The 15,862-nt window shown below is 46.1% G+C and carries 16 protein-coding genes, 1 tRNA gene and 1 pseudogene; 11 read left to right on the top strand and 7 right to left on the bottom strand.

Translation table 11 applies throughout. The annotated features are described in order from the left end of the window. Positions 1 to 309: 309 nt before the first annotated feature. The 4 genes from IM496_RS07245 to IM496_RS07230 all read left to right on the top strand — a co-directional run bounded on the left by IM496_RS07245 (position 310) and on the right by IM496_RS07230 (position 3,301). Complete coding sequence (locus IM496_RS07245) at positions 310 to 1,491, top strand: M20 family metallopeptidase (RefSeq protein WP_104397244.1); 1,182 nt, start codon at positions 310 to 312, stop codon at positions 1,489 to 1,491. Positions 1,492 to 1,513: 22 nt separating this feature from the next. Next, on the top strand, positions 1,514 to 1,978 hold the full coding sequence (locus tag IM496_RS07240) for an MEKHLA domain-containing protein (RefSeq protein ID WP_194013778.1): 465 nt from the start codon (positions 1,514 to 1,516) through the stop codon (positions 1,976 to 1,978). 121 nt (positions 1,979 to 2,099) lie between these two features. Then, on the top strand, positions 2,100 to 2,801 hold the full coding sequence (pyrF, locus tag IM496_RS07235) for an orotidine-5'-phosphate decarboxylase (RefSeq protein WP_287661629.1): 702 nt from the start codon (positions 2,100 to 2,102) through the stop codon (positions 2,799 to 2,801). Beyond that, positions 2,765 to 3,301, top strand: a complete 537-nt coding sequence (locus tag IM496_RS07230) for a hypothetical protein (protein WP_287661628.1) — start codon at positions 2,765 to 2,767, stop codon at positions 3,299 to 3,301. Before pyrF ends, IM496_RS07230 begins: the two co-directional genes overlap by 37 nt. On the opposite strand, the gene prmC is transcribed toward IM496_RS07230, so the two are convergent. The 4 genes from prmC to IM496_RS07210 form a co-directional block, all read right to left on the bottom strand. Next, the gene (gene prmC / locus IM496_RS07225) at positions 3,298 to 4,182 is read right to left on the bottom strand and encodes a peptide chain release factor N(5)-glutamine methyltransferase (protein ID WP_287661627.1); all 885 of its coding nucleotides are present in this window, start codon (positions 4,180 to 4,182) and stop codon (positions 3,298 to 3,300) included. The two genes, IM496_RS07230 and prmC, sit on opposite strands and share 4 nt — an antisense overlap. 5 nt (positions 4,183 to 4,187) lie before the next feature. Further along, positions 4,188 to 4,988, bottom strand: coding sequence for a Tic22 family protein (locus IM496_RS07220; RefSeq protein ID WP_194017188.1), 801 nt, complete (start codon positions 4,986 to 4,988; stop codon positions 4,188 to 4,190). A gap of 388 nt (positions 4,989 to 5,376) precedes the next feature. Further along, positions 5,377 to 5,811 (bottom strand): hypothetical protein, encoded by a 435-nt coding sequence (locus tag IM496_RS07215; protein ID WP_194017190.1) that lies wholly within the window; start codon positions 5,809 to 5,811, stop codon positions 5,377 to 5,379. Positions 5,812 to 6,031: 220 nt separating this feature from the next. Further along, positions 6,032 to 6,104 (bottom strand) — tRNA-His (locus IM496_RS07210). A 102-nt stretch (positions 6,105 to 6,206) separates the two neighbouring features. Here IM496_RS07210 and IM496_RS07205 point away from each other — a divergent pair. Next, the gene (locus IM496_RS07205) at positions 6,207 to 6,593 is read left to right on the top strand and encodes a DUF4359 domain-containing protein (RefSeq protein ID WP_193955761.1); all 387 of its coding nucleotides are present in this window, start codon (positions 6,207 to 6,209) and stop codon (positions 6,591 to 6,593) included. 76 nt (positions 6,594 to 6,669) lie between these two features. Here the strand turns inward: IM496_RS07205 and IM496_RS07200 are convergent, their stop codons facing one another. Further along, positions 6,670 to 7,194 carry a DUF3122 domain-containing protein gene (locus IM496_RS07200; RefSeq protein ID WP_194017192.1) on the bottom strand — a complete coding sequence of 175 codons (525 nt, stop codon included), beginning with the start codon at positions 7,192 to 7,194 and terminating at the stop codon, positions 6,670 to 6,672. Between the two features lie 320 nt (positions 7,195 to 7,514). Here IM496_RS07200 and IM496_RS07195 point away from each other — a divergent pair, with 320 nt between their 5' ends. After that, a complete protein-coding gene (locus IM496_RS07195; RefSeq protein ID WP_194017194.1) occupies positions 7,515 to 10,142 on the top strand; it encodes a chloride channel protein in 2,628 nt (875 codons plus the stop codon). Positions 10,143 to 10,150: 8 nt separating this feature from the next. Here IM496_RS07195 and IM496_RS07190 read toward each other — a convergent pair whose 3' ends face one another. Next, positions 10,151 to 10,531 (bottom strand): DUF1830 domain-containing protein, encoded by a 381-nt coding sequence (locus tag IM496_RS07190; protein WP_002761692.1) that lies wholly within the window; start codon positions 10,529 to 10,531, stop codon positions 10,151 to 10,153. A 748-nt stretch (positions 10,532 to 11,279) separates the two neighbouring features. Here IM496_RS07190 and IM496_RS07185 point away from each other — a divergent pair. Continuing rightward, complete coding sequence (locus tag IM496_RS07185; protein ID WP_002795780.1) at positions 11,280 to 11,561, top strand: hypothetical protein; 282 nt, start codon at positions 11,280 to 11,282, stop codon at positions 11,559 to 11,561. A 23-nt stretch (positions 11,562 to 11,584) separates the two neighbouring features. Here the strand turns inward: IM496_RS07185 and IM496_RS07180 are convergent, their stop codons facing one another. After that, the gene (locus IM496_RS07180; protein ID WP_287661626.1) at positions 11,585 to 12,565 is read right to left on the bottom strand and encodes an aspartate carbamoyltransferase catalytic subunit; all 981 of its coding nucleotides are present in this window, start codon (positions 12,563 to 12,565) and stop codon (positions 11,585 to 11,587) included. Between the two features lie 83 nt (positions 12,566 to 12,648). Here IM496_RS07180 and IM496_RS07175 point away from each other — a divergent pair, with 83 nt between their 5' ends. The 4 genes and pseudogenes from IM496_RS07175 to IM496_RS22345 all read left to right on the top strand — a co-directional run. After that, on the top strand, positions 12,649 to 13,278 hold the full coding sequence (locus tag IM496_RS07175) for a GUN4 domain-containing protein (RefSeq protein ID WP_287661625.1): 630 nt from the start codon (positions 12,649 to 12,651) through the stop codon (positions 13,276 to 13,278). An 85-nt stretch (positions 13,279 to 13,363) separates the two neighbouring features. After that, complete coding sequence (locus IM496_RS07170) at positions 13,364 to 14,821, top strand: efflux RND transporter periplasmic adaptor subunit (RefSeq protein WP_287661624.1); 1,458 nt, start codon at positions 13,364 to 13,366, stop codon at positions 14,819 to 14,821. A gap of 5 nt (positions 14,822 to 14,826) precedes the next feature. Beyond that, the gene (locus IM496_RS07165) at positions 14,827 to 15,321 is read left to right on the top strand and encodes an ureidoglycolate lyase (protein WP_287661623.1); all 495 of its coding nucleotides are present in this window, start codon (positions 14,827 to 14,829) and stop codon (positions 15,319 to 15,321) included. 78 nt (positions 15,322 to 15,399) lie between these two features. Then, a pseudogene (locus tag IM496_RS22345) lies at positions 15,400 to 15,862 on the top strand (IS982 family transposase); the annotation flags it as partial.

The raw sequence follows: 15,862 nt of genomic DNA, 5'->3' as shown, positions 1-15,862 counted from the left end.
TCAGTAAGGGTGTCAACAAGGAATATTACAAATTGTTAACCGAGTCTTGAAAGCCTTGTGCTACAAAGGTTTGAAATGTTAAGAAAGATGTGACTAAAGGACAGCTTGATAAGGGGGGTGCCGATAGGCGGGGGGATCTGACAACTTTTAACGCCTACCTACTTAACTCCCGTATCCTCTTGACAAATTAGCTTAGTCCTGGGTTGAAAGAGTGCCGAGAAGACAGTTGAGACTGAAAATCAGCCAAGCCCAATTTTCAGGTAAAAAATGCTCTATGATTAACCCTAAAGATACTGTAAAACTGGTTTCATGCTCTCCGAGATTAAAAACATAGCCGAGAGTCTCGCACCCCGATTAGTGGAGATTCGCCGCCACATTCACGCGAATCCAGAGTTAAGCGGGCAAGAATATCAAACTGCCGCCTATATTGCCGGGGTTTTGTCTTCCTGTGGTCTATCGGTGCAGGAAGCGGTGGGAAAAACGGGAGTTAAGGGAGAATTGGCGGGAAAAGGCAGTGATCGAAGGATTTTAGCCATCCGGGCCGATATGGATGCCCTACCGATCCAAGAAAAGACCGATTTAGACTTTGCTTCCCGCAAACCGGGGATTATGCACGCCTGCGGTCACGATGTTCATGCTACCGTCGGTTTAGGGGTGGCGATGGTGCTTTCCCGTCTCTCGGAACCTTTGGGGGGAAAAATACGCTTTCTCTTTCAACCAGCAGAGGAAATCGCCCAGGGGGCCAGTTGGATGATCCGGGAAGGGGTGATGCGGGATGTCAGTGCCGTTTTCGGGCTGCACGTTTTCCCCTCGATTCCGGCCCGATCGATCGGAGTTCGTTACGGGGCCTTAACTGCGGCTGCCGACGATCTGGAGATTTTTATTCAAGGAGAATCCGGCCACGGGGCCCGGCCCCACGAGGCGATCGATGCTATCTGGATCGCCTCGCAAGTAATCACCACTTTGCAACAGGCAATTAGTCGGACTCAAAACCCTTTGCGTCCCATTGTCCTCACCATCGGCCAGATTAGCGGTGGTCGCGCCCCCAACGTCATCGCCGATCAGGTACGCATGGCGGGAACCGTGCGATCGCTGCACCCAGAAACCCACGCCCATCTCCCGGAATGGATCGAGAGTTTGGTCACGAATGTCTGTAGCACCTATAACGCAAAATGTCAAGTAAAATATCGCCGGGGTGTGCCATCGGTGCAAAATGACCAATTTTTAACCCGTTTGGTGGAAGAAGCTGGTTTAGAAGCTTGGGGACAGGATCGGGTTTTAATTCTCTCGGAACCCTCCATGGGGGCCGAGGATTTTTCCCTTTATTTGCAACAGGCCCCGGGGACAATGTTCCGTCTAGGAGTGGGTTCTTCTCACCTCCTCAATCCCCCCCTTCACCATCCGGAATTTTTAGTGGATGAGTCGGCAATTCTCACGGGAGTGATTACTTTAGCCTACGCGGCCTATAAATATTGGCAAAGGGAAGATTAAACCGGTTTTTCAAGATAATTTTATGGAAATTTGGGAAGATTTAGCTATTATAGCTTGGACAGAATTGCTGCTGGATAGTTATGAACAGTTAATCGGGCGATCGCTTTTACCCTGGATCGGTACTGGCAAAGAACAGAGTAAAATGCTCTTTTATGCCCCTTTTGTGCTAGTTTCCCACGGTACACAAACTAATCCGATCTTCAATTATGGTAATCGCTGCGCCCTCGATCTCTGGGGTTTAACTTGGCAAGAATTATTAGCAACTCCTTCGCGAGCAACGGTAGAGGGAGAGGAACCCGCCCAAGAACGCCAAAAAATGCTGGATTTAGTCAAAAAACAGGGCTATATCAACGATTATCACGGGGTAAGGACCACGAAAAACGGTCAACTATTTCGCATTGAAAAAGCGATCGTTTGGAATATCATCGATCGTGATGGCATTTATTGCGGACAGGCTGCCACTTTTGCCGACTGGATTTTTCTCTGATTTAAGCTGTACTGCCTTTAAACTCCGTCCCCACTTCCCCACTTCCCCACTTCCTTCTCCCCGCTTCCCTCTCCCCACACCCCACACCCCACACCCCACACCCCCACTGTATCGCCCCAATATGACCAACTCAGACCGAATTATTGTTCCTCTCGATGTGCCGGATTTAGAATCAGCGATCGCACTGCTTGATCTGTTGCCGGAAGTCAATTTTTGGAAAGTGGGACTAGAATTATTTGTCAGTAGCGGTGCAGAAATTCTAGGGATTCTGCAAGAAAGACAAAAAAAGAGCTTTCTCGATCTAAAATTTCATGATATTCCCAATACGGTCGCTGGGGCCTGTCGTTCCGCCAGTCGCTATCGAGTGGATTTACTCACCCTCCACGCAACAGCCGGACGGCAAGCAATGACGGCAGCTAAGGAGGCAATCTCTGACCTGCTATCGCCGCCAAAACTTCTCGCTATCACCGTTTTAACCAGCCTTAACGCCCGCGAATTAGCCCTCGACCTCAAAATTCCCCTAGAACTATCGGAATATGCCTTAAATCTGGCATTATTGGCCAAAGAATCGGGAATTGATGGGGCGGTTTGTTCTCCCCAAGAAGTGGCGCAATTGCGTCGCGTCTGTGGAGAGGATTTTCTCTTAGTTTGCCCCGGAGTTCGTCCCTCCTGGTCAATCAAAGGGGATCAAAGTCGGGTGATGACTCCGGCCCAAGCGATTAAAGCTGGGGCCGATTATCTAGTAATTGGACGACCGATCACCGGTGCCGAGGAGCCAAAGGTAGCATGGACAAAAATTTGTCAAGAATTAGCCGATATTTAGGGGTATTACTGGTTATTTTCGGGATTAACTTCCCAGCCGTTAGTCGTCCTCTTTCTAGCTGTCCGGAGGATTTAAATCTTTTAGTCGATCGCCTCTTGTCAGATTTACCCAGTTATGCTAATCGAGTTATTACCCGCTCCCAAATCGACCAAAAATTATCTACACCGGTTTTTGTGATTATTGCCGGTCGTCCTGAATTTGCACCCCTACCTTTAACTGCTAGTCAATATTCCGGTCAAATTGCCGATGACACTCAACAGGTTTTTTTTACGACTTTAGAGCGTCAGTATAGCAAAAATCGCTCTGTCAGCCTCCAGAATTATCACTGGTTATTCTTAACTAAAACTGGGGAAGGATGGCGATTAGTCACAGTTTACAGTCAATTAGCTTCCCTTGAACCCACTCAAGTCCCCTTACCTCCCCTAGAAACCAGTCAAGGCACCATCGGCCAAGCGGTGCGTCTCTGGCTGCGGGACTGCGAAGCGGGTACATTGCGCTAAATTCGCTCGGCCAAAACAAAGCGATCGAAACCTGCTAGGTCGTTAATAATCTGAATTTGTCGATAATTGCCCTGATTTTCCAGCATTTGCACTACTTTTTCCCCTTGACCGGCTCTCATTTCCACTAGCCAAAGGCCTCCTGAGCGCAGATAATCGGGAGCAGTGGCTACTAGATAGCGCAGCGCGGTCAATCCGTCTTCACCTCCATCAAGGGCCAAACGGGGTTCATGTTCCCGCACTTCAATTTGTAAGTCGAGGATTTCTGCACTGGGAATATAGGGAGGATTGGACAGCATACCGCTAATCTGTCCTTTCCACTTCTCTAAGGGTGTCCACCAAGAACCCTGTTTTAAGATAATTCTGTCGGCAAAACCCGTCTTGATGATATTTTCTTTGGCGATCGCTAAAGCCGTTGGACTGTAATCGGTAGCATATATTGCTGCTTTTGTCAAGATACTGGCTAAACCAATAGCGATCGCACCGCTACCGGTTCCCAGATCTACCCAGATTCCCACGTCGTCTCCTCTGACGGTTTCTCCAACGATATCGATTAATAACTCGGTTTCGGGACGAGGAATTAAGACTTCTGGGGAGACTTTGAGGGTAAAATTACGCCAGACCACTGATTCGAGCAAATACTGCAAGGGAACCCTTGCTTGAAGGCGTTTTTGCCAGCGTTTAGTAATTTCCGACCAAGAATAACTCAAGGGGATTTTTTCTCGTTCGCGAAAGGATTGTAAGCGCAGGGAAAGAGTATCTATATCTGTCACTGCTTGCAGAAAGATATCCACTTCCTTCGGAGATAGTTGCGCTTGCTCTAAATCAGCGATCGCCTGTTGGCGCCATTGACTTAATTCTTGACCAGAAATACTAGCAGACACAAGGCTTAACGATTGGGGGCGGGGGGATTATTGGTATTATTATTAGGGCGTGGCTGATTTGCCGGCGCTTGGTTGGGAGCATTTTGGTTGCTATTTGCTCGGATAAAATCAATCGTTTCTTGGCTAGGATAGAGGAGAATTTTAGTTAAAGCTTCATCGTTACTTTGTTGTAGGGTGGCGATGACACTTTCTAAGGGAATAACATCAATTTTCACCGTGGCTGCTTCGGCGGGATTAGCTTTTTTATATTGTTCTACCATTTGCAAAGCGGCGGCTTTTTCAAAGAAGAAAGGAATAAAATCCTGATTATTGCGACTGATTACCAGAAAATTACTCTCTTTTCCCGCTTTCGGCACAAATAAAGGTACACCACCTTGATATTGTTGACCTCTTTCACTGAGCAGTTTTTTCGCCGATTCTACTTCCGACTCTTTGGGAACAAAATCGACAATTAAACGATTTTGTTCGGTTTGACTGGTTTGCATTCTATAGACATCTGCCAAAGAAACGGGCCGAACTTTAACTTTGCTGGCCACTTCAGGATTCTCTTTTTTCAGTCGTTCAAAAAAGTTTTGTGCGTCCTGCTTACTGATAAAAACTCCCGTGAATTTCTGTTCTTTTTCTCCCACGGCAATTAAGGGGACTCCTTGATCATCAGCAATAGCGAAGACAGGTACAGACTGCAAGGTTTTGACGATTTGTTCTTCCGGTAAAGCGAGTGCTTTAGAATAGCTGCCCAGCAGCGAAGTCAACATTGTCGTCCCTACTAAACCAAGGGTTGCCGTCCAACGAATGAGAGATTTCATCAAAATAATTACCTCGTTATTACTATTAACCAATATTTGCCGTTAATCTGAACTATATAGCCTATTTGACTCCTCTGATCAGGAGTTTTTCGATGAATAACAAGCCAAGAAAGTTCCCTTTATTGGCTTGCTTTTGAACCATCATAGCTAAAAATATCCATACTTGGTAAGATGTGGTCGCAGCATCGGCGAGAAAACAGGGGCAATTTACGGGCTGATCTAGGGAATAATAGGGATTAATTAGATTTTTTAAGCTAAATTCTCCGAAAAAATCGCTTTAGATCTGGTTTAAGCTGGCTTTTGCCCTAATAAGCACCAACTTAAGATCAAAAAGCATCCTCTTGTGTGAATCAGTTAGTCAACCGGCTACCCTTTGATCTTGGCACTGCTAATGATTTTCCGAGAGATGGCGCGGATGGGCGATCGCTAACCGCAGCCATTGATAGGAAACTAGATTTAAAATCAGTCCGATGATCAATAAAATTGCCATGAGAGCGACTTGATACCAAGCGATCGGTCTGACCAGAAGATCAGCGATGAGATGGGCTAAATTTAAGATAGAATAGAGAATTGTTAGCCAGAAATGGGTTTTTCTCAAGGAGCGACTTTCGCTAAAATTGACCCCGATAATCGCTAACATTGGCAGCAAAAAAAAGAGCAACATTCCCCAGAAAATCGGATCGAGATTGCTGGTTTGATGACTCTCGATGATCGATTGACCATGGAAGAGCGGCATTAACCCCAGTTGGGTATGAAATAGGGTTCCCAAGAGGAATGTTGTCCAGAGAGCGGCAATTTTTTCGGGATATTTCGCTGTTTTCACGGTAATTATCCTCTGAATTAGTTAATATAAAAGCTCGGGCTAGGTGAGAAAGTAAGTAGTCGTGCAAAATTAATTTCCCAGTCGAGACGGGATACAGCTATTAGGGATCAGATTTGAGTTTTCAGTTCTCTGTTTGCTCACATCAGCAGAACTACTACAAAAAGGAAGTTGATTTAGTGCGAATTTTAGCCTAGCCTGAAATCGAGGGTCTTGAAAAGAGGGCGAACGAGGGGACTTGAACCCCCGAATGGTGGAACCACAATCCACTGCCTTAACCACTTGGCTACGCTCGCCGTACACCTTTCCTAGTATAGCACAAGACGAATGATTGACAACAGTTTTTTTATCCTATTTCGGGCTATCGTTAGGGTAAGTGAGTGATGATTTGAGAGCTTATGAAATTGGCGCGGTTAGGGGGAATGGTGTTAGGGGTGGTTTTAGGGGGAATTGCGGGAATATTGCTGACAACTAACCCCAATCGTCAAGATTACGAACAATACGCCTCCCAGAGGTTAACTAGCTATCTTAAGGATAATGTCTGCGCTCGGGCGCAAGCTTCCCTTGAGGTGCAGGCTCTCTTGCGGGGTTACTGTAAAATGTTGGTGGATACGGGTCATCCTTTTTTACAAGAAGCGATCGCCACTAACACATCTAGAAAGAATTTTCTCATTTTCAGCGTTTATCAAACGGAATTATCGTTCCCTCCCCCTTTACCTAGTTATCAATTCAGTACCGTCGGTTTTTTGAATAAATTGTACATCTACGAAGCTTTAGAACTGTAGTCAGGCAATTGAATTTGTCCGAGAGTGATTTTCTTGTAGTGGTAATAGCTGAAACTTTTGCTAATTGAGTATTTTTTTATCGTCGGTGATTGGGATTTCCCCCATTTACGGAAAAAAGCAGACTTTGCCATTCCAAAAGTACAGGAGTCGGGATACTGAGAGCGCGGGGATTGTCTAGGGGTAGGGAAAGCTCGATCGCTTCGGTAACGGGTAGCTGCGTTAAGATATCCTGCATCTTGTATTGACCAACGTTAGCTGCGGGTGATTCTTGGGCAAAAGCATCCTCAGCCGCTAAAATTTGACCTTTAGCAGTGGTTATCGTTAATCTTTCCGGGTGAAGAAACTCAATCCCCTCTGGAAATCCCACCAAGCGCAAACTAATTTCTACCGTTTCCCCATCTTTAACTCGTTTGAATAACACCACCTGCCAAGGACTACCAGTATCATCGCGCAAACTATGACGGGATTGATACAACAGCTGCCCCGGTCCTTCTAGCTGTTGTCGAGTTAGAGCTAGTGCGGACAAGGAAAAATCGATTTCAAGGCTGATAAATAGCAAAAAACTGACGAGAACACAAAATAATAACAGGAATCGTTTCATAACTTTATTGACATTAGCTAAAAAATATGATAAGAGCTTCGGCACTTGAGCTAAATTAACATAATTAGGGTTTGCTGAAAAAGTTTGTTGGTGGGAGCAGGGTGTAGGGTGTAGGGTGTAGGGTTTTACCGATTTTCAGGTAGTCAATTACCTAATTTTCAGGGGAAAAGTCCAGGGATTTTCCCCCTGAGTACTCCCGGTCTCGGCACTTTTGGATTTCAAAAAGGTCTAAAAGTCTTATCCCACAAGGTTTTTAGATTTATTCAGCCAACCCGAAATAAATCCTCGCTCCGCCATTGCCTTGATTCTCCCTGATAATTATGGGACTTTTTGCCCGTTACCAAAACCTCCGTCAGTGGTTCAAATCCCAACACTTCGGACGTAGCGCCACCGATAGTCGTTATGCTTTACTGGTTGCCTGTTTAATCGGAATTCTCTCCGCCCTTGCCGCTATTATCCTGAAATTGGGCATCGGTTGGTTAGGTGGTTGGCGGGTGCATCTAGTAGCCAATTCCTCTCCTTTCCTAGTTTTGCCCCTCGGCGGTTTTCTGCTTGGCTACAGCGCCGGCTGGATTGTGGAACACTTCTCCCCCGCGGCCGCCGGGGGTGGTATTCCCCAAGTAAAAGCGGCCCTAGCTAAATATCCTTTGCCCCTGTCTTGGCGCGTCGCCGTCGTAAAAATGATCGGGGCGATCCTGATCCTTGGCGGTGGTTTAACCCTTGGTCGTCGGGCCCCCACGGTACACATCGGGGCAGCCCTAGCAGCCCAGTTAAGCGTCTGGCTGCCCACCAGTCCCGATCACCGTCGTCAGATGATCGCAGCCGGGGCAGCCGCCGGGTTAGCGGCCGGTTTTACTACTCCCATCGCCGGAGTCCTCTTTGTGATCGAGGAATTAATGCGCGATGTTTCCAGTATGACCCTAGAAACGGCGATCGTGGCTTCCTTTACCGGGGCCGTGGTTTCGATGATGCTGCAGAATACCCCCTCGATCATCACTGAATATGCCAATATTAGCTTCTCTGCCCAAGAAATACCCTTTTATGGCCTTTTGGGGGTTTTAGCGGGCTTATTGGGAGCTTTATTCAATCAAGGCATCCTTTTTTGTAGCCAGATGCAGCGGCGTTGGCGGTTATCTCTGGCTTGGCGTATCGGTCTGGTCAGTTGGTTATCGGGAACGGTAGTGGCTTTTTTACCCGACTTTTTCCGAGATAATACGGGTTTACGCGAATTTTTGCTGGCAGGGGAATTAAGTTGGCAGAATACCGCCCTCGCTTTTGTGGTCTATTTTTTCCTGACGATGATCTCCTACAGTTCTGGCGCTCCGGGAGGACTCCTCGCCCCCGCTTTGGTGTTGGGATCCTGTTTGGGGTTTCTGGTGGGGGGAATCGAGACGAAAATTATGGGTTTCGGCAGCGAAGCTAGTTATACTTTAGCCGGTATGGGGGCTTTTTTTACGGGAGTAGTCAGGGTTCCGGTAACGGCGATCGTGATTGTCTTTGAACTGCATCGCAATTTTAATGTTGTGTTGCCCCTGATGTTGACCTGTGCCGTTTCTTATATCACTGCTGAAAGCATTCGCCCCGGTTCCCTCTATCAGCATTTACTTTCCGCTAGTGGTATTATTCTCAACGAGGAAACCCCTGCTAATGATGTGTTGGCCCATCTGTCGGCTATAGATGTGATGCAATCGCAGGTGGAAATTCTGCCGGCGGATTTACCCCTAGGGGAAGTGGTGAAAATTATGTCTCGTTCCCATCATCGCGGTTTTCCAGTGGTGGAACAGGGGCGACTATTGGGGATTTTTACCCAAAGTGATCTGGATAAATGGCGATCAAAAAACAGTCAAACCGTCCTACGGGAGATCATGACTCCCAATCCGATTACGGTGGCTCCCCAAGCAGCTTTAAGCGATGTTTTATTTCTGTTAAATCGCTATCAGCTTTCCCGTTTACCCGTTACCGATGGTCAAAAACTGGTGGGGATCATCACCCGCACCGATATTATCCGGGTGGAAGCTGATCAATTAGGGGGAGTTTGTCAACTGCCCCAACGCAGTACCCCTTCCTATGTGGTTTATCAAACTCGTTCCCCGGCTGTGGGAATAGGTCGGATTTTATTACCTATTGCCAATCCTGACACCGCTACCGCTTTGTTTAAAATTGCTGTTGCGATCGCCCGTGAACGCAATTATGAGATAGATTGTCTCTATGTGATTACTGTGCCTCGTCTTAGTTCTCCGGCGGAAGTCCGGGTAGATACGCGGGAAGGACGCAAATTACTTCATCGTCTGGAAAGATTAGCGCGACAGCAGAATATCTCTGTTCATACACAAATTTCGGTGGCTCAGGATATCGCCGAAGGGATTTTGGCCACGATTCGCGAACGACACAGCAATTTATTAATTATGGGTTGGACGGGGGAAAGATCCACCACTGGGGCGATTTTTGGGGTTTTAGTCGATACTTTGATTGCTCAGGCCCCCTGTGAAACCATCTTGGTAAAATTGGGAACAAAGGATTGTTTTCCCAACGATCCTAATCGGGAAAGGATTTGGCTGATTCCCACCGCCGGCGGTCCCAATGCCGAACGCGCCTTAGCATTATTGCCTAGTTTGCTGTCTTTGTCCGAGTCTTCGGATCATCCCAAACTTTGGTTATGTAAAATCTATTCTCCGACGGAGTTACTGCCAGATCTGTCTATTTTGGAAGTTTTACAAGCATCTTTACAAAAAGCGATCGCACAGCCGATTGTGCCTTTACCGATTCGTTCGGCCTCTCCGGCCGAGGCGGTAATTAATCTGGTAGAATCGGAGGATTGTTCTTTGGTGCTTTTGGGTGCATCTAGAGAAAGCTTGCTCAATCAGTTATTAAATGGCAATATCCCCTCGACGATTGCCCGTGCCGTTAATTGCACTGTGATTCTCGTGCGAGGGGAATTATCAGATTAGTTTATTAGCTAGGCGGAAGCTAAACTTAAACCAAACGGTACGGTATTGTCAATTTTCGCCCCTTGACTTTCCTCTAGGGAATGGGGGTAGAATATTTCCCCCTCTAGTTGACCATCGGAGTCATCGTCATCCCCATCGCTGATATAAAGGCGTTCACAGGGGATATTATCGGAAAGGATGGCACTGGCCATCATCCCCGTATGAATCTCTAAGAAAGCATCCGCTAGGGTCTCAAATACTAAACGCTGCCCAGGGAAAACCACCCTTTCAAAATACCAGTTAGCAATATTGGTGATGCGAACAATTTGAATATGACTGGTCGCATTGACATAGCAACAAAGAATACTATTTTTCTTGCCGTTGGGGAGGGGATCGAGAATCTGTGCCATAGCAATCGGGGTGATCTTAAAGTGGGTTTGTCATCGCTCCTTCACCGTAACATCCTTTGATCCCCGATAGCTGTAAAGATGATTACATTACTCTGATAAAAATCTACCGATAGCTTTTTCTGGTGATAGAAAGCGGTTTTTATTAAAAAATAATTAAATTTAACTAATGCCTAGTTTTGGCTATTTGTCAAGGGGGTAACTGCGCTTTTTTGCTGTTTTTCTCGATTTTTTGCCCAGCTATTTAGGGTCTGCTGAAAAAGTTTTTCGTGGGGTGTGGAGTGTAGGGTGTGGGGTGTGGGGTTTTTCAGGGGGTCAATACCTAATTTTCAGGGAAAAAGTCCAGGAATTTTCCCCCCGCTCACTCCCAGATCTGGTACTTTTCGATTGACAAAAAGTCTAAAATTCTTACCCAACAAGGTTTTTAGATTTATTCAGCCAGCCCTAAGTATGCGCTCTCTGATTCTATCTTTCAATACTTCTGCCAACAAGGTTTTTAGATTTATTCAGCCAACCCTAGTTAAAAAAGAGAGGAGTAGGTCGCCATATCTAGTCCTTTGAGAACGGAATTCGGTATCGGTCAAAGTTTCTAGAAAAGCTCTAGGAATAGCTTGAGTATTTATATCTATTGCCATCCAGGTATGCTTCCCCTAAGATAAACTTGATCGGTAATCGTGCCGAACTAATTAGCGAAAATTTGGGTCTAAAGCCCTTGGAATGATGTTTTTATTGTATTCAGGAAGTTGAAAAAATGAAGACCAAATCGATCATAAGCTTACTATCTCTTAGCATTATAGGAATGTCAATCTATGCGGGTCAAGCTAATAGTAGTGATTACCGGGCTTTGACCCCTGAAGAAACATCACGGTTGACTGATGCTTTGCTAAAACAGGGTTGTAGGAATCCTAAAGAGATGAAATTTGATGTTGAGACTAACCTATTTGAAGCAGAAGATGCTGTGTGTGAGGGAGGAAGAAAGTATGATATTTACCTTGACAAAAACTTTAGGATTGTTTCAATGAAACCAGACTAAAAGAGCAAATCCCTGAGAAGCTTTTACCGGTCGCCGCGAAGATTACCAATGAGGTATAACAAAGCCATTCTAACAGCAACACCACTGGTAACTTGTTGGGAAATCAGACTAAAATCGGGATCGTCCATCAAATCGGAACTAATTTCCACTCCCCGATTCACAGGCCCCGGATGAAGCACCTTCACCCCCGGTTGACAGGATTGCAAACGAGGACGAGTAATGCCAAAACTTTGATGATATTCGCGTAAACTGGGCAAAAGATTGGCGGTCATGCGTTCTTTTTGCAGTCGCAGGGTCATCACAAAATCGGCCTTTTCTAAAGCTGGTTCTAAATCCCAGTGGAGAAATAGGCGATCGCACAATTCTCCAAAATATTTCGGCAGTAGGGTGGGGGGAGCGGACAAATGTACTTCCGCCCCTGCCGTGGTTAAACTCCAGATATTGGAACGAGCCACGCGAGAATGGAGTATATCCCCGACAATAGCGATTTTTTTGCCCTCTAACAGTTCTAAACGGGGATTTTCCTCATCTAACAGACAACAGATCGTAAACAGGTCTAAAAGTCCCTGGGAGGGGTGTTCGTGTTGACCGTCCCCAGCATTAAGAATACTCACCCCCGACTGCAAACGATCCATTTCTGCGGCAATTAAATCGGGAACTCCCGACTGTTGATGTCGGATAACAAAAATATCCGTACCCATGGCCACATAGGTTAAAGCGGTATCGAGAATCGTTTCCCCCTTAGTCAAACTGGAACTACCCGGGGCAAAATTGAGAACATCGGCCGAAAGACGTTTCGCCGCTAGTTCAAAACTACTACGGGTGCGGGTGGAAGGTTCAAAAAAAAGATTTGTCACCACTTGACCTTGTAGGGCCGGCACTTTCTTGGTACGTCGGGAAAGAACTTCACGAAAACTAGAGGCCGTTTGTAGCAGGGTTTGGTATTCTTCCGATTGCCAGTCTTGCAATCCCAAAATGTGGTGTCGGATCCAAGTGAAAGTCATAGGAGTTGAGGAGGCGGTAAAAACGGCAAATTTCGTCTATGCTATTGTAGGATTTCTTTGCATCAGGTTAATAAATAGGGTTTATGAGAATTAATTTTTCCTTCTGTCAGATCACTCTCGCGATCGCTTTATTTCTCAATCCTTTGCCGGCGATCGTTGCCCAGACTGCCACCTCTGGGGAAATGGTATCACCGACCACGGGCATTAATTACACTCGCCTGAAAAATTTCCTCGCTCAACAAAATTGGCGACAAGCTAACGATGAAACCCGTAATTTAATGCTGAAAGCAACTGGACGGGAATTACAGGGCTGGTTTACCATGGAAGACCTGCAAAAATTGGCCTGTTGGGATCTGCAAAAAATGGATCAACTCTGGAAAGAAGCTTCCGGGGGTCGTTTTAGTTTCAGTACCCAATTTCGTATTTTTATCGAGACAGGTAATCGACCGGGGCGCTTAGTGGCGATCGAAAATTTTCAAACTTTTGGCGATCGCATCGGTTGGCGTAAAGGTGGTGATTGGATTATTTTTAAAGAAAATCTTAACTATACCCTCAATGCTCCCGTTGGTCATCTACCGGCGCCCCGGGACGAATATCAGATCGCCGGTGGTCGCCTAGAATACACCACGCTCGCCCAAAGATTAGTTACCTGTAATATTGTTAGCTTGGATCAAAGACAAACAGCGATCACGGCGATAAATTCTGTAGAATAAAGTTTAAGGAAAAGCTTCTCTCCTCACCTTCCCTTTTTTTCCGATTTACTAGCACTTTTTCTGCCAAAACTCCCTAAATTTAACAATGATTAAACGATCCGTTAACCTATCGAGAGCGATCGGTTCGTCGATCGCCGTTTCCCTAATTATCACCGGTTGCGCCCCCCAAACCCCGCAAGCCACTGGACCGGCGGCTGTTCCCGTCAAACTGCAAACCCTCGGCACCGACAAATTAGTGCAAAGTAGCGAATTTGTGGGTACTTTGATCGCCCAAGAGCGTGTTAGCGTCTCTCCTCAGATTACTGGTCGGATTCGGTCTATTTTCGTTAAATCTGGCGATCAGGTAACTCAGGGACAAAAAATCGCCGAATTGGATCCCGAACAACAACAGCAACAGGTAAACGCTGGCATCGGCCAGGTAAATTCGGCCAAAGCGAACCTGAATGCGTCTGAGGCGGATTTAAGGCAAAGACAAGCGCAAGCGAGGGCAAATAAAGCCCAAATTGCCCAGAATCGGGCAAATGTGGCCAATGCCGAAGCCAATGTGAAAAGTCAGATCGCCACCTTGAGCGCCGCCGAAGCTGATTTACAGAGAGCGAGAGCTAATTTAGATTTGGCGGAAAAAAACCTAAAAAGAGCCGAATTTCTGGTCAAACAAGGCGCACAGCCCCAACAGGACTTAGATGATCGCCGCCGCGACATTCAGGCCGCCAGGGCGGAAGTAGAGGCCCGGTCTAAAAATCGTGATGCGGCCCGTCAACAGGTGACGGCGGCTAGAGCTACCCTACAGGCAAACAAAGAAGCATTAAATATCGCCATTCAAAACGAATTAGCCTCACGGCAACAGGTGGCGGCAGCAGCAGCAACAGTGAACAGTCGTCAAGCGGCAGTAGCCAGCGCCGAGGGGCAATTAGGGGCGACGCGCCAGAATTTAGTTTTTAACACCATTACCGCCCCGATTGATGGTTTTGTCGGCGATTTTAATCAAAGAAAAGTCGGCGATATTATCTCCCTGGGTGAAGAATTAACCTCGTTGACTAACAATAAAACTTTGGAACTAAATGTGCAGATTCCCGTGGAATTACAACCGCGTCTGCGTGTCGGGTTGCCCGTGGAAATTATTAATCCCGATGGCAGCGCCGGGGTTCGCGGTCAAGTAACTTTTATTTCCCCCACTGTTTCCCAAGCTACCCAATCGGTTTTAGTGAAATTTGCCTTTACTAATGATGGCAGTCTTCGCAATAACCAATATGTGCGGACGCGGTTAATTTGGGATCAAAAACCGGGGGTATTAGTCCCCACCACGGCAGTGACTAGCATCGGAGCGCAAAATTTTGTTTTTGTCGCCGAAAAAGAAAAGGCTAAAGAAGGTCAAGAAAATGCCAAGGAGCGTTTAGTGGTCAGACAAAAACCAATTCAAGTCGGCACAATTCAAGGGCAAGCTTATCAGGTTATTTCTGGAGTAAATGCCGGGGAAAGAATTGCTATTAATAATATTCTTTCTCTCCGAGATGGTACAGCTATAACTGTTAGTCAGCAGTAATTTTTATGAGTAATTCGATTACCGTTCGTCCCCTGTCAGCGCAACTAATTACCGCCGAGAGTTTCCGTCCCTACGGTCAATTAATAACCCCTAGCCATGACGGGAAACTGTTTGATGAAAGCGATGCACAACTGCATTTAAAAAATGGTGTGCCACGCTTTTATATTATGCGTTTACAGACTCGCGGACGTAAATTTAAGCGAATTACTCGTCATAGTCAATGTACCCAATGTCTTGGTTCTTTGGGGGGACAAGAGTGGTTTTTAGGAGTGGCCCCCCCTAGTCCTTATCCTCAACCGGATTTAGAAAAATTAAAGGTTTTTCGCATCCCTGGGGACTGTTTTATTAAATTAGAGGTGGGAACTTGGCACGCTGGCCCACTTTTTGATCAACCGACAATTAATTTTTATAATCTCGAATTGAGCAATACTAATATCATCGATCATTTTACCTATAATTTTGCCCAAGAGCAGTCAATAGAATTCGAGATTGTTGATTGAAAAAATTAATTTTTTACTTAACGTCAGTTCGGGATAAGGGTGGAAAGAAAAGTCGGGGGCCAGTAAGCTGAAAAATATATGAACGCCGATAATAAAGCTCGTAAACGTGGCAAAATCTTGACTTTAAGCGAAATTATCGCCATCCTGATCGCTTTCCATCAAAACCACTACCGTAATTTTAAACATTTCTATCTCGATCATGTTTGTGTCTACTGGCGACAAGAGTTCCCTCAACTGCCTAGCTATCAATGTTTTATCGAATGGATACCCTCGACTCTCATCCCCTTATGCGTTTAGTTGAAGCATTGTTTTGGTCGTTGCACGGGGATTAGCTTTGTCGATGCCACCAAAATTCAGGTCTGCCATAATCGCCGCATCAGTAGTCATCGGGTGTTTGACGATTTAGCCGCACGGGGAAAAACCTCTGTGGACTGGTTTTTTGGCTTTAAACTGCATTTAGTGGTGAACGAGGAAGGAGAATTGCTCAACGTTCACCTTACCCCCGGCAATGTGGACGACCGCAAACCCGTGAACAAATTGC

It is taken from the genome of Microcystis sp. M049S2, assembly GCF_020245625.1.
In the GTDB taxonomy this organism is placed as follows: domain Bacteria; phylum Cyanobacteriota; class Cyanobacteriia; order Cyanobacteriales; family Microcystaceae; genus Microcystis; species Microcystis ichthyoblabe_A.
The sequence above is the reverse complement of the archived record's forward strand: the minus strand, read 5'-3'. Positions and strand labels throughout refer to the sequence as shown.